Origin of the sequence: Acinetobacter albensis (genome assembly GCF_900095025.1) — a bacterium.
GTDB lineage: Bacteria > Pseudomonadota > Gammaproteobacteria > Pseudomonadales > Moraxellaceae > Acinetobacter > Acinetobacter albensis.
In genome coordinates, this window is sequence record NZ_FMBK01000017.1 from 34,289 (window position 1) to 49,162 (window position 14,874).

Sequence of the window (14,874 nt, forward strand, 5' to 3'; positions counted from 1 at the left end):
GTAATAAATGAGATGCAAACCATAACATCCAAACTCCCAAATCAATTTACCTATCAAGAAAAAGGCATTGGTTATGCTCTTCGTGCATTAAAACTGCCACAGGATTTTCCATTACTCTATAAATGGATGCATGAACCGCATGTGATTCCGCAATGGCAACTGAATAAACCTGAACTGGAACTCGCTGTATATTTTGAAAAAATGATCATTGATGATCATCAACGGCTTTATATTATTCAAATTGACGGATGTGACGTTGGGTATTTAGAAATCTATGAAGCCAAACGAGATCGGCTGTCCTTATATTATTCTGCATTAGACACAGATTTAGGCTGGCATATTTTATTGGGTGAAAAAAATTTCGTAGGAAAAGGGCATTTTAAAGCAGTGATGCGCATGATGAGTTATTTTATTTTTGAACATTCGCCCGCTGAAAAAATTGTGGGAGAACCTGATGAAAATGTGAAATCTTATGAATATGTGGCGCAAGAAATTGCATTTGAAGCACAACATAAAATTCAAATGCTCGAAAAGACAGCCATTTTATATCATTGTTTTAAATATAAATTTTATCAAGAATGTGGGGAATATACACAGCTTTAAATTGAGATTCTTTTTTCTAAAATAGTATTTACTGATATTTTTTAAAACTTGAGTTTTATATCCACATCTTTATATATTCCATTTAATTCAAAATCGTAAGAAACCCTGAAATACGGAAACAAAGGTTTTACAATATTAATAATAATGATTATTATTTGCACCAGTATTAACACTTATGATTCAAGGAATAAGAATGCGACTGTCTCACTTTAGTCTTTGTCTTTTGACTACAGCCATTTGTACACATTTGTATGCAAATGAAGTCATTCAAGAGCCGTCATTAGCAGCATCAGAAGAAACCAAAAAAGCAAATACGCAATTAGCACCGATTGTGATGACTGCAACGCGTACGCCTAAAAGTATTGCTGAAGTTGCGGGAACGGTTCAAACCATTCGAGGGGATGAAATTGCTCAACAGGCAGGTGCTGGACGTAAAGTCGCAGATGTTTTGGCACAGCTTGTACCCTCTTTAGCACCGAGCAGTGGTAACACCAGTAACTATGGTCAGACCATGCGTGGGCGTAATGTGTTGGTGATGATTGATGGCGTATCACAAACAGGATCCCGTGATGTAGCACGCCAACTGAACAGTATTAGCCCAAATATGATTGATCATATTGAAGTGGTTTCAGGTGCAACCAGTATTTATGGTTCAGGGGCAACTGGCGGTATTATTAATATTATTACCAAACGTGCGGATAAATCGGAACCTGTCAGCTTTCAAACCAAGCTGGGTCTGACATCGGCGGATAATTTCCGTGGTGATAGCTTGGCGTATCAAGTAGGACAAACTGCTTCTTTTAGCAATGATAAAGTGGATGGTTTTGTCGGTATAGATTATACCAAACGAGGCTCACAGTTTGATGGCAATGGTGATCGCATTTCATTAAGTCCGTGGCAAGGCAGCACCATGGATACCGATACCATTGATGTAAATGGTCGCTTAAATTTTAATTTAACCGACAATCAAAGTTTAAGTTTTGGTGCTCAATATTATAAAGATGAGCAAGATACAGAATATGGCCCTGACTATTCTTATTTACCCGCTACTTCTACAAGCAATGATGGAACAAATCCTAGTTACCGAGCTATTAAAGGTCTCAAATTAAGTGACCCCTTATTTACAGAACGTTATACATTAAATACTCAATATCAAAATAATGATTTTTTAAATCAGAGTTTAAATGTTGAAGCATATTATCGAAATGAAAAAGCGAGATTTTTTCCTTACGGTTTGGCAAATAAAACAGTGAGTACCGTAAATCAATCTCAATCTGAAATAGAAGTTGCTGGCATACGTTCCACCATACAGTCTGATTTAAAAATTAATGATAGAGATCTAAAATTAACTTATGGATTAGATTATGATTGGGAAAAAAATAAACAGTATATTGATATCTTAGCCACTCAATACCCTTATTTAGTTTATACACCAACAGGTTTAAGTAAAGGGTATGGTCCAGATACCGAAATCCAAAATATTGGTGCATTTGTACAAGCTGATTATGAATTAACCGATAATTTAAATGTACAAACGGGAATTCGTCATCAATATATACAAGCAAATACAGAAGCTTATATTCCTAGCCGAGAAACAACCTTAGTGGCAGCAGATTCTACTGATAATGATAAAACATTATTTAATGTAGGTGCAGTTTATAAACTGACCGATGTACAACAGGTGTATGCCAATTTCTCACAAGGATTTAGTTATCCAGATGTACAACGCATGCTCCGCGATGTATCAACATATCAAATTTCTACGTCTAATTTGCAGCCAATTACTGTAAATAGTTATGAATTGGGTTGGCGTTTAAATCAAGATGATGGTTTGAATATGAGCTTAACTGGTTTTTATAACACCTCAGATAAAACTGTCCAGTTTGATAAACGAGCTGCAAGAGTAGTTGATACCGATCAACGTGTTTATGGTGCTGAAGCCAATGTCAGTTATCCATTTATGGAAAACTACAAAGTCGGTGGAACTTTAGGCTATACCCGTGGACAATATAAAGATGCAGCAAATAATTGGCATGAATTAAATGCTTTTGCCGTTTCTCCAGTGAAGGGAACGTTGTTTGCTGAGTGGAATAATGATGAAGGTTATGGTGTTCGTGCACAAATGCAAGCCATTCAAGGGACTAACAAAGCGTACAAAGATGATCAAGCTTTAAATGCAGCAGGCTTAACAGATAGTAATAGTGCAGCAGAAATTAAAGGCTATACCACTATGGATGTCTTGGCGCATTTCCCGATGGCCAAAGGGCGCGTAGATTTTGGGGTTTATAATGTTTGGGGCAATCAATACAAAACCGTATTTGCTCAACAAGCAGCAGTGACCAATGCCAATACTTTGTTGGCGATTCCTGCGGAAGGCCGTACTTTTGCTTTAAGTTATACCATTAATTATTAATTAATATGAAGGTATCTGTAGCCACTATGGATACCTTTTATTTTTATTGATTAATTCCCCATCAATAATTTTTGTTGAACATCTGCCTGTTTACGTAAAAAATCCCAAACCAATTTAATTCTGGGCTCATGTTGCAAATCGACTAAAGTCAGCATCCAAAATGTATGGGTAAAACAGACTTCATCACTTAATATTTCTTCAAGTTCTGGTTTATCACTGGCCAGAAACACAGGCAAAATACCTAAGCCTGCACCTGCACTTACTGCAACCTGTTGTGCCAAAATACTGTTACTTCTAAAGCAAGCGCTTAATTGCAAGGGCAAACGTTCCAAGCAATACAATTCTGAGCTATAAACCAAATCATCGATATAATCTATAAATCGGTGTTCGGTTAAGTCTTGTAAACATTCTATCGGTGCATTTTGAGCTAAATAGCGTTTACTTGCATAAAGTTTTAAACAGTAATTCGACAGTCGCGTAATAATATAAGGCCCAGATTTTGGCCGATCGATAGAGATCACGATATCTGCTTCACGGTGCGATAACTTAATCATTTTAGAGATTGGAATCAGATCGATTGTCAGCAATGGATAATGTTGTGAAAATTCGGCCAGTAAACGCGCCAGAAAAGTCGTCCCGAACCCTTCAGGTGTTCCTATTCGCACACGACCTTGTAATGGATTATGTGGTTGATCAATTTGTAAAAATGATTGCTCCATTTGCTCGACACGTGGAACCAAAGCAAGCCCTTCAGATGTTAGCTCATAACCCGTGGCTTCGCGTTTAAAAAGTTGTTTTCCCAATGACTGTTCTAGCGATTGAATACGACGTGACACGGTACTATGTTCTACACCCATTAAGCGTGCAGTATTCGTGAGCGTTTTAGCACGTGCAAGCACTAAAAAAAATCGTAAATGATCCCAATCGACTTTCATGTGCTTTTAATATCCTGTTCATGCCTTGTGCAAATTTGCACAACCATCGTGCAACAATTTCTATAGGTGGTCAAAGTTTTCTTTGTTAATCTGCTTGAAAACCTACAAAAGAAAACACGACTCATCACGTATTTTTCGAGTCAGGAACAACAATAAAGATGCTCTAGGGAGAGACAATGAACACGATTCAAAATGCCTATAAAACTGAACAGCTTACACAGGCAAAACTTCTCATCAATGGTGAATTCATTGATTCAAATACGACTCAATGGCAAGACATTATTAATCCAGCAACGCAAGAAGTCATTGGTCGAGTTCCATTTGCGACTCGTGATGAAGTGAATGCTGCAATTGCCGCAGCGCAAAATGCTTTTGCGACTTGGCGTGAAACACCGTTACAAGCACGTATGCGGATTATGCTGAAACTACAAGACCTCATTCGTATGCATGCAAAAAGTATTGCCAAAGTACTGACTGCAGAGCAGGGCAAAACTTTGGCAGATGCTGAGGGTGATATCCAGCGTGGTTTGGAAGTGGTTGAGCATGCTTGTTCAATTGGTACTTTACAAATGGGAGAATACCTTGAAGGTGTAGCACGTGGGGTAGACACCTATACATTACAACAACCTCTAGGGGTGTGTGCGGGGATTACTCCCTTTAATTTTCCAGCCATGATTCCATTGTGGATGTTTCCCATGGCCATTGTGTGTGGTAATACATTTGTCTTAAAACCTTCTGAACAAGATCCACTTTCGACCATGATGTTGGTTGAGCTTGCAATTCAAGCAGGCGTTCCTGCTGGAGTACTCAACGTTGTTCATGGTGGTAAAGAAGTGGTAGATATGTTGTGTACGCATACAGATATTAAAGCCATTTCATTTGTCGGTTCTACAGCAGTTGGAACACATGTATATAACTTGGCGGGCCAACATGGCAAACGTGTGCAATCGATGATGGGCGCAAAAAACCATGTGGTGGTGATGCCAGATGCCAATAAAGAACAAACATTAAATGCTTTAGTGGGTGCTGCTTTTGGTGCTGCAGGACAGCGTTGTATGGCATTATCTGTCGCCGTGATGGTCGGTGAAAGCCAACATTGGGTCGATGAATTGGTTGCTAAAGCAAAAACCCTGAAGGTCAATGCTGGACATGAACCAAATACGGATATTGGTCCTGTCATCTCTACGCGTGCGAAAGCCAGAGTATTGGATTTGATTCAGAGCGGTGTAGAACAAGGTGCACAACTTTTATTAGATGGCCGTGATGTTCAAGTGCCCGGTTATGAAAATGGTAACTTTGTCGGTGCGACTATTTTTAATCATGCCACAACAGAGATGCGAATTTATCAAGAAGAAATTTTTGGACCAGTTCTCGTCATTATTCATGTTGATACCTTAGAAGAGGCCATTGCTTTAATTAATGCAAACCCATTTGGCAATGGTGTTGGATTATTTACACAAAGTGGCGCAACTGCTCGTACATTCCAAAACAAAATTGATATTGGTCAAGTGGGGATCAATATTCCCATTCCTGTGCCTGTGCCATTTTTTAGTTTTACGGGTTCACGAGGTTCTAAACTCGGGGATTTGGGGCCTTATGGCAAACAAGCTGTACAGTTTTATACGCAAACCAAAACGATTACCAGTCGCTGGTTTGAAGATGATCAAGAATCAAGTGGTGTAAATACCACGATTAGTCTGCGCTAAGGAGAGAACCTATGAAAATTGCTTTTATTGGTTTAGGAAATATGGGCGGTTCTATGGCGCAGAACTTACTGAAATCGGGTCAAATGGTTTCTGGCTTTGACTTAAGTGAACAAGCATTGCAGCATTTTGCTGAAGCGGGCGGCGTGATTTGTGACAGTCCACAAGCCGCTGCTCAAGAGGCCGATGTAGTCATTACGATGTTGCCTGCGGCTAAACATGTACGCGATGTGTATTTGGGCGAACAAGGCATACTTGCAGTATTAAAAGCAGGCAGCCTCTGTATTGATAGCAGTACAATTGATCCTCAAACCATCAAAGATATTGCTGCTTTGGGAAGTGAAAAACAGATACAGGTCTGTGATGCACCAGTTTCTGGCGGTACGATGGGCGCAAAAAACGGTACTTTAACCTTTATGGTAGGTGCAGATCATGCAGGTTATGAGGCTGTTAAACCGATACTCAGTTTTATGGGAAAAAACATTGTTCACTGTGGCGCGGTTGGAACAGGCCAGGTGGCTAAAATTTGTAATAATTTAATTTTGGGTATTTCTATGACAGCTGTCGCCGAGGGCATGGCGCTTGGTGCAAAATTAGGTATTGATCCGCAGGCTTTAGCAGGTGTTATCAATAGTTCAAGTGGCCGCTGCTGGAGTTCTGAAGTCAATAATCCGTGGCCTGATATTTGTGAAAATGCACCTGCTTCACGTGGCTATACAGAAGGCTTTGCAACACAATTGATGTTAAAAGACTTGGGGCTTGCCATTGAAGCTGCGGGGCAGGTAAAACAACCCGTATTACTGGGAGGTTTGGTGCAACAGCTTTATCAGCAGCTTTGCCTGCAAGGTGATGCCAATTTGGACTTTTCTAGTATTATTCAGCACTATTTACCAACGAAGGTATCGTAGAAAAATAGAACATCTTTCGGGTAAGTTTGGAATGAAAATTTTGGATTTCGAATGATCTTTAAACTAAATGTAAGGCGATGATTGAAGCTGTGACAATTCAATCATTCATTGTAAAAACACCACATTATAAAAGTCTTTATTTTTAGATAAAAGATGAGTAAATAAAAAATAATGCCAGTCAATATATTTAAAAAAATTCAAGAGAATGGACATGCAATTAACCGAAGAACAACAACTGATTCAGGATATGGCAAAAAGTTTTGCTCAAGAGCAAATTAAACCGCATGCCAGTGAATGGGATCAAAAATGTATATTTCCCAAACAAGCCCTCGCACAAATGGGACAATTGGGTTTTATGGGCATGCTTATTCCAGAAGAATATGGTGGTTCAGATACAGGTACATTGGCTTATGTACTGGCGCTAGAAGAAATTGCCGCAGCAGATGGAGCAACTTCAACGGTAATGAGTGTCCATAACTCGGTTGGCTGTGTTCCTATTCTTAAATTTGGTAATGACGAGCAAAAACAACGTTTTTTGATTCCATTAGCGCAAGGCGAGATGATTGGCGCTTTCGCTTTAACTGAACCGCATACAGGTTCTGATGCTGCAGCCATTAAAACACGCGCAGTCAAAGATGGCGATCACTACATTATTAATGGATCAAAGCAATTTATCACCTCGGGTCATAATGCAGGCATGATTATTGTTTTTGCAGTCACCGATCCAAGTGCAGGTAAAAAAGGCATCAGTGCATTTTTAATTCCGCGTGATACATCAGGTTATGAAGTGATTCGTGTTGAAGAAAAATTAGGTTTACATGCCTCAGACACCTGTCAAATTGCATTAACAGATGTGCGTATTCATCAAAGTTTAAGATTGGGTGCAGAAGGAGAAGGTCTCAAAATTGCCTTGTCTAATCTTGAAGGTGGGCGCATTGGCATTGCTGCTCAAGCGGTTGGTTTAGCCAGAGCGGCTCTAGAAGAAGCCACGCATTATGCACATGAGCGAGTTGCTTTTGGAAAACCTATTTTTGAACAGCAAGCGATTGCTTTTAGGTTGGCCAGTATGGCAACCGAAGTGGAAGCCGCCAGACAATTGGTTCACTATGCTGCACGTAAAAAAGAAGCAGGTGAACCGTGTTTAACTGAAGCCTCAATGGCTAAACTATTTTCTTCAGAAATGGTTGAACGTGTTTGTTCACAAGCCTTACAAATATTTGGTGGCTATGGATATTTAAAAGATTTCCCCATTGAGCGAATTTATCGTGACGCGCGAATTTGTCAAATTTATGAAGGCACCAGTGATATTCAACGTTTAGTCATCGCACGTAGTTTATAAAATAAAGGGAATGATTTATGCAATGGAAAACTATTTTATTAGAACAACGTAATGGTGTTGGACTGATTACACTCAATCGTCCTGAAGCACTCAATGCCTTAAATAACCAACTGATTATTGACCTTAATCAAGTGCTAGACCAGTTAGAAAAAGACAGTAGTATTGGTTGTATTGTCATTACTGGATCAAAAAAAGCTTTTGCAGCTGGTGCTGACATTAAAGAAATGGCAGATTTAAGCTTTCCACAAATTTATTTAGATGATTTTTTCAGTCTGGCAGATCGTATCGCACAGCGCCGTAAACCGATTATTGCTGCGGTGAGTGGTTATGCGTTGGGTGGCGGTTGTGAGCTCGCCTTAATGTGCGATTTTATTTACTGTGCCGATAATGCTAAATTTGGACTTCCTGAAGTCACACTAGGCGTACTTCCAGGAATTGGTGGAACACAACGTCTCACCTTGGCGATTGGAAAAGCAAAAGCCATGGAAATGTGTTTGACAGCTAGACAGATGGGAGCGCAAGAAGCTGAACAAAGTGGTCTTGTGGCCCGCGTTTTCTCTCAAGATGAATTACTTGAACAGACTTTAGACGCCGCAGAAAAAATTGCACAAAAATCACTGACCGCAGTGATGATGATTAAAGAATCTATTAATCGTACATTTGAAGTGAGTTTAGCTGAAGGCTTACGGTTTGAACGACGCATATTTCATGCAATCTTTGCTGGAGTGGACCAAAAAGAAGGCATGCAAGCATTTGTGGAAAAACGTCCTGCTCAATTTAACCAGCGCTGAGAAATCTGATATGAATAATGATAATAATCTTCTTAAAAACGACACTGTGATCAAAAATAATATCATTGTGAGTACGCACGGTCATCTCGGCGTCATTACTTTAGATCGTATTTCACATTTAAATGCTATTTCAATCGACATGATTCAAGCGATTCGGGATCAATTAGAAGAATGGCGTAATACTGAAGAGATACAGGCTATTTTAATCAACTCGAATAGTCCTAAAGCATTTTGCGCGGGCGGGGATGTCCGCTATTTATATGACAGTTATCATTCAGGCGAGGCCGATTACCGAGATTACTTTGCAGCTGAATATTCAATGTTGGCGACCATTCGACAATTTGAAAAACCTATTTTGGTCTTTTTAGATGGTTATGTCATGGGAGGCGGTTTTGGTTTAGCACAAGCCTGTCATATACGCATCAGTAGCGAAAAGTCACGTTTTGCTATGCCTGAAACAGCGATTGGCTTTTTCCCCGATGTTGGCGCAACCCATTTCCTTTCACGTCTTGCAGAAATTGGAACCTATCTTGCACTTACAGGCGATCAAATCAGCTGTAGTGATGCACTTCATTTAGATTTGGTTGATTATCATGTACCAAGTGAAAAATTGGGTGAATTACACACAGCCATCGCTGAAATGCCAACTTTAAGTGAAGCTTTGATTCGACTAAAAATAAGTGAATTTGTGACTGAACCTGAGCCGAGTGAAATTCAGTCACGCGCAGATAGTATTCATTTACATTTTTCCTCTTCTCACTTAGAGGCAATTGAACAAAGCTTAGCAAATGAGCCTGATCCAAAACAGCAAGTATGGGCGGAAAAAACTTTACACACTTTGCAACAACGTCCATTGATTGCAAAACAGGTCAGTCTAAAACTACAACAAGTGGGGCCAAATTTATCCATTGAGCAATGCATGCAACTCGAACGTCATTTGCAAGATATTTGGTTAGAGCAAGGAGACTTTATAGAGGGCGTTCGAGCTTTAATTGTAGATAAAGACAAGAAACCTATATGGAAAGTAGAAAATAAAGATTTTGAACAGAAATTACAAAAGATTTGGCCTGTATTAAATGGGCAGCAGTTAGAGGAAATCTATTAGCGGTATATTTAAATATATTGATGTTTTTATGTGGGGATTTAAAAACATATTTTAAGTCCTGACTTTATGATCAGAAAAAATGGTCACTAGTGATTAGCCAGTTTATGAGTTTATTTCGTCATACTTTATTTCAAGATCCAAATTTACCTCTTGAACTTTTATCTGCGAGTTCATAATTTTTAAAAGCACGAAATTTAAATAGCAATGGATATTAGACATTTCAAAATGCAGGTCATGAGTTCTTGCTAGACACTGATCTTAGTTCTAAAGGTTTATGCCTCCAGTAAATTCGCAATTTTATAAATACTTTGATCATTGAAAACAGGAAGAATTGAGTTATTAATTTAATTCTAAATTAAATTTTAAAGGAAGAGAAAATGCCTTGTTATGCCATTGATGGTGTGATGCCTGTCGTTAGTCCAAAAGCGTATGTTCATCCTACGGCTGTATTGATTGGAGATGTGATCGTTGAAGCGGGTGCTTATATTGGACCATTTGCAGCTTTAAGAGCGGATTTTGGTGGAATTCATATCCATAAAAATGCCAATGTTCAAGATTCTTGTATTATTCATGGATTTCCTAACTATGTAACCATTGTTGAGGAATATGGTCATATAGGACATGGTGCGATTTTACATGGGTGCTTGATTCGTAAAAATGTGCTGATCGGTATGAATAGCGTAATTTTAGATGAGGCAGAGATTGGCGAAAATAGTATTATTGGTGCAAATAGTACGGTAAAAGCTAAAGCCAGAATTCCTGAGAATAGCTTGGCTTTAGGGAGTCCTGCACGCGTGATTCGCAGTCTGGCAGAAAATGAAATTGCATGGAAAACAAAAGGGACTGAAGAATATATTCAACTCACAGCACGTTGCTTAAATAGCATGCATGAGGTTGAACCTTTGTCAGAAAACTCAACAGAACGCCTAACGTATAAGCATTTTGCGTCACAGCATGTGATTAAAAGCAATCGTTAATTATTCTGATTATAAGCAGGCTAGATCATTTCAAAAAGGTCTAGGGATGAGGTTGTAAGTTAAAATTGAGTATTAAATTCTGGAAATTCAAATAAAAATAATCGTTCTAGAGGGGCGTGATATATAAAATTAATCTTGATATCTTAAAATGGTAAGGTTCTGAGGTTGAGTTCTGCAACCTGTATGTTGAGATTGGCACTAGGAGGTTTACCACAAGAAGAACGCATCGAAATGAATTAAAAGCAGAAATAAGTGCTGAATTCAGACAAAAGTTATCAATCCGCTAAAATCCCTCTATAATATGCAGCATTATTTTTAGAATGATGTATTTGGTGTACACACCGCATGCAAAAAATCTAATTCATCTTTTTTTAAGTCAATTTTTCTCTCTGATTCGGCTTATCGATCAATATATAAAATCTTGTGTATTTGTGACAATGCATAAGCATTATTAGGTGCAAACATGGAAATTAAGGTCAATTATCTCGACAATCTTCGGCTTGAGGCTAAGTTTGATGACTTCACGGTGATTGCCGACCAACCTATTCGCTACAAAGGTGATGGTTCTGCACCGGGGCCATTCGACTACTTTTTAGCATCTTCTGCTTTGTGTGCAGCTTACTTTGTTAAAGTTTACTGTCAAGCACGTGATATTTCGACGGATAATATTCGTCTTTCTCAAAATAATATTGTTGATCCAGAAAATCGATATAAACAGATTTTTAAGATTCAGATTGAATTACCATCGGATATTTCAGAAAAAGATCGTCAAGGTATTTTGCGTTCAATTGATCGATGTACTGTCAAAAAAGTCGTTCAAACTGGGCCAGAGTTTGTGATTGAGGCTGTCGAAAGTATTGATGCCGATGCACAAGCATTGCTTATGCCAAATTTGGCTTCAGAAAGCAGCACTCGTATTTTAGGGAAGGATCTGCCTTTAGAAGAAACCATCGCCAATATGTCTGCTATTTTGGCAGGTCTGGGCATGAAAATCGAAATTGCTTCATGGCGCAATATTGTACCCAATGTATGGTCTTTGCACATTCGTGATGCGCAATCTCCAATGTGTTTTACCAATGGTAAAGGTTCAACCAAAGAAAGTGCACTGGCTTCTGCATTAGGGGAGTTTATTGAACGCTTAAACTGTAATTTCTTCTATAACGACCAGTTTTGGGGTCAAGACATTGCTCAGGCAGAGTTTGTACACTATCCAGATGAAAAATGGTTTAAACCAGGCGTAGATGGGGCGTTGCCAACAGAAATTTTAGATGAATATACTTTAGATATTTATAACCCAGATGAGGAATTGCTGGGGACGCATTTGTTTGATACCAATTCAGGCAATATGGAGCGTGGTGTTTGTTCACTGCCATTTGTACGTCAGTCTGATGGTGAAACCGTTTATTTCCCTTCAAACTTAATTGAAAACTTGTATTTAAGTAATGGAATGAGCGCGGGAAATACCTTGGTTGAAGCTCAAGTTCAATGCTTGTCTGAAATCTTTGAACGTGCGGTTAAACGTGAAATTTTAGAAGGCGAAATGACGCTTCCTGATGTGCCACAGGAAATCTTAGCAAAATATCCGCAGATTGTTGCAGGCATTCAAGGTCTAGAAGAACAGGGCTTTCCTGTCTTGGTCAAAGATGCTTCATTGGGCGGTAAATATCCGGTTATGTGCGTCACCTTGATGAATCCACGAACGGGTGGAGTATTTGCTTCTTTCGGTGCACATCCAAGCTTGGAAGTGGCGCTTGAGCGTAGTCTCACAGAATTATTACAAGGTCGAAGTTTCGAAGGCCTTAATGACCTACCTAAACCCACTTTTAGCAGTAATGCTGTAACAGAACCGAATAATTTTGTTGAACACTTTATTGATTCTAGTGGCCTCGTATCATGGCGTTTTTTTAGTGCTCAAGCAGATCATGAATTTGTAGAATGGGATTTCTCAGGTCAAGGTGAAAACTCCAATGCTGATGAAGCCAAAGCACTTTTTGGTATTCTTGAAGAAATGGGTAAAGAAGTCTACATGGCGGTCTATCAGCATTTAGGTGCAACAGCTTGTCGTATTTTAGTGCCGGGTTATTCAGAAATTTATCTGGTCGAAGATTTGATTTGGGATAATACCAATAAAGCCCTGTTCTTCCGTGAAGATATTTTGAACTTACATCGTTTAGATGAATCACGTCTTGAGGCATTGCTTGAACATTTAGAAGAATGTGATTCAGATGATTACACTGAAATCAAGACCTTGATTGGGATTGAATTTGATGACAATACTGTTTGGGGCCAACTCACCATTCTGGAGTTAAAACTTCAAATTTATCTTGCTTTACAACAATTTGAAGAAGCTCAGGATTTGGTTGGGGCTTTTTTACAATACAACACCAATACTGTAGAACGTGGATTATTCTATCAATGCCTGAATGTGGTTCTAGAAGTCGAGCTTGATGATGAAATGGACTTAAGTGATTATGAAGCCAATTTCCGCCGTATGTTTGGTGATGAACGTATGAATGCAGTCATAGGTTCGATGGACGGTAGCATCCGTTTCTATGGTTTAACACCTACCAGTATGAAACTTGAAGGTCTTGATCGACATTTGCGCTTGATTGAGAGTTATAAAAAACTGCATCACGCACGTGCCAATTTTGTGGCTAGATCAAGTGAAGATTGAAAGGCAAATTTTAGAAAGATGAGTCTAAATAATCTTACATAAGGATGGTAATGATTTAAGATGCTTGGCATCGTGAATGCATTAAATTGTGCTTCATGATGTCGAGTGATAATCACTACAGCTTTCTAGATTTCTGATTGCTTTGATAAAGAATAAATCTTTACTTTGCTGAGCATCATCCATAAGAATTCAATATTTTCATTTATCCAAGTTAAATCACATTTCTTAATTCTCTTGCAGTTTCCTGCAATAAAGGCAAAATTTGCTCAACTAAATATTCCTTGGTAGTTCGCATGGTGGGTGACACAATATTCAAGGCAGCAATCACTTGGGCCTTAGGATTGTGAATAGGAACGGCAAGGGCATGTACACCCAATTCATGCTCTTCTGAAGAATAGCACCAGTCTTGTTCTTTAATTTCAGCCAAGAGTTTCATGAAATCCTGATTATTGGTACAACTGTATTTGGTTAAGCGTTTGAGCGGATATTTTTCTAACCATTGTATTTGTTCATCAGGTTCCAGTTGAGCCAATAAAATTTTCCCTGCTGACGTAGCATGAGCAGGTAACCGATTTCCTAAATGCAGACCATAAGGATTAACGCGATCCGTTTGTTGATGTGCAGCACTTCGAGCAATCGTAATGGCTTCATAGCCATCTAATACCATGACTGAATAGATAAGCGACGTTTGATTGGTTAGTAGATTAAGTAAGGGTTGACAAATTTTAGGTAATTGAGCACCACTTAAATAAGCACCTGAAAACTTTAATATTTTAGGTGAAAGGTAGTAGTAGTGCCCATCAAACTCTAAATAGCCTAAGTATTCTAAAGTGAGTAAATGCCTTCGTGCTGCCGCACGGGTCATACCTGTTTTTTCTGCTGCAATACTAATATTTAAGCGATGTCGTTCAGGTCCGAAACAATCTAAAATCGCCATGCCTTTGCTAATCCCTGCTACAAAGTCTTCGTGTCGCATCACTTTTTGATTATCAGGGTTTTGTAAGGTTTTAGTTATTTTGCTTTTAACATCATCCATAGCCGCGTTTCCATTGGTATATGTTAAACATTTAAAATTCGATAAATAGAATATAAGGATTATATGATAGATCATTGCAATTATTGTTCGATGATCGAACAATAATTGCAATGATCGAACTTAATTGATGTTTAACCATAGATCAATTTTAAAAAAGAATCAAAAATAGTAACAAGAAATCCGAATTAAAATACTCGGAATTGAATGATTTGAAATTATAGATGCATCATTGATGTTATTCATCCAAAGAATACAAATGATCTTGATTGATGCAGGGTACAAACGGAGTTGTCAAATGATAGATAAAAGCACTGCTTCATTACGTGAAGCCCTCTCCCAAATCAAAGACGGCTCCACCATCATGATTGGTGGTTTCGGTACCGCAGGACA

12 protein-coding genes are annotated in these 14,874 nt (G+C 38.7%); 10 read left to right on the plus strand and 2 right to left on the minus strand.

The features are described 5' to 3' along the window. The first annotated feature begins 12 nt into the window (after window positions 1–12). Both GA0116959_RS13205 and GA0116959_RS13210 read left to right on the plus strand, forming a co-directional pair. Window positions 13–603 (plus strand): GNAT family N-acetyltransferase, encoded by a 591-nt coding sequence (locus GA0116959_RS13205; protein WP_092721082.1) that lies wholly within the window; start codon window positions 13–15, stop codon window positions 601–603. Window positions 604–796: 193 nt separating this feature from the next. After that, window positions 797–3,016: a TonB-dependent receptor gene (locus GA0116959_RS13210; RefSeq protein WP_092721083.1), complete on the plus strand. Its 2,220-nt coding sequence runs from the start codon at window positions 797–799 to the stop codon at window positions 3,014–3,016. 50 nt (window positions 3,017–3,066) lie between these two features. On the opposite strand, the gene GA0116959_RS13215 is transcribed toward GA0116959_RS13210, so the two are convergent. After that, window positions 3,067–3,951 (minus strand): LysR family transcriptional regulator, encoded by an 885-nt coding sequence (locus GA0116959_RS13215; RefSeq protein ID WP_092721084.1) that lies wholly within the window; start codon window positions 3,949–3,951, stop codon window positions 3,067–3,069. Window positions 3,952–4,127: 176 nt separating this feature from the next. Here GA0116959_RS13215 and GA0116959_RS13220 point away from each other — a divergent pair, with 176 nt between their 5' ends. The 7 genes from GA0116959_RS13220 (at window position 4,128) to GA0116959_RS13250 (ending at window position 13,448) form a co-directional block, all read left to right on the plus strand. Then, entirely contained in the window at window positions 4,128–5,657 is a 1,530-nt protein-coding gene (locus tag GA0116959_RS13220) for a CoA-acylating methylmalonate-semialdehyde dehydrogenase (RefSeq protein WP_092721085.1), read from the plus strand. Window positions 5,658–5,668: 11 nt separating this feature from the next. Further along, window positions 5,669–6,562 (plus strand): 3-hydroxyisobutyrate dehydrogenase, encoded by an 894-nt coding sequence (gene mmsB / locus GA0116959_RS13225; protein ID WP_092721086.1) that lies wholly within the window; start codon window positions 5,669–5,671, stop codon window positions 6,560–6,562. 211 nt (window positions 6,563–6,773) lie between these two features. Continuing rightward, on the plus strand, window positions 6,774–7,901 hold the full coding sequence (locus GA0116959_RS13230) for an acyl-CoA dehydrogenase family protein (RefSeq protein ID WP_053577909.1): 1,128 nt from the start codon (window positions 6,774–6,776) through the stop codon (window positions 7,899–7,901). A gap of 17 nt (window positions 7,902–7,918) precedes the next feature. Continuing rightward, on the plus strand, window positions 7,919–8,692 hold the full coding sequence (locus tag GA0116959_RS13235; protein ID WP_092721087.1) for an enoyl-CoA hydratase: 774 nt from the start codon (window positions 7,919–7,921) through the stop codon (window positions 8,690–8,692). A 10-nt stretch (window positions 8,693–8,702) separates the two neighbouring features. Beyond that, on the plus strand, window positions 8,703–9,797 hold the full coding sequence (locus GA0116959_RS13240) for an enoyl-CoA hydratase/isomerase family protein (RefSeq protein WP_092721088.1): 1,095 nt from the start codon (window positions 8,703–8,705) through the stop codon (window positions 9,795–9,797). A 377-nt stretch (window positions 9,798–10,174) separates the two neighbouring features. Next, the gene (locus GA0116959_RS13245) at window positions 10,175–10,774 is read left to right on the plus strand and encodes a gamma carbonic anhydrase family protein (RefSeq protein ID WP_092721089.1); all 600 of its coding nucleotides are present in this window, start codon (window positions 10,175–10,177) and stop codon (window positions 10,772–10,774) included. A gap of 463 nt (window positions 10,775–11,237) precedes the next feature. Continuing rightward, entirely contained in the window at window positions 11,238–13,448 is a 2,211-nt protein-coding gene (locus GA0116959_RS13250) for an OsmC domain/YcaO domain-containing protein (RefSeq protein WP_092721090.1), read from the plus strand. Window positions 13,449–13,659: 211 nt separating this feature from the next. Here GA0116959_RS13250 and pcaU read toward each other — a convergent pair whose 3' ends face one another. Next, entirely contained in the window at window positions 13,660–14,484 is an 825-nt protein-coding gene (gene pcaU / locus GA0116959_RS13255; protein ID WP_092721091.1) for an IclR family transcriptional regulator PcaU, read from the minus strand. 295 nt (window positions 14,485–14,779) lie between these two features. Between pcaU and GA0116959_RS14210 the strand changes: the two genes are divergently transcribed. Further along, window positions 14,780–14,874, plus strand: a 95-nt coding sequence (locus GA0116959_RS14210; RefSeq protein ID WP_280513252.1) for a CoA-transferase, incomplete at its 3' end; no start/stop codon positions are given.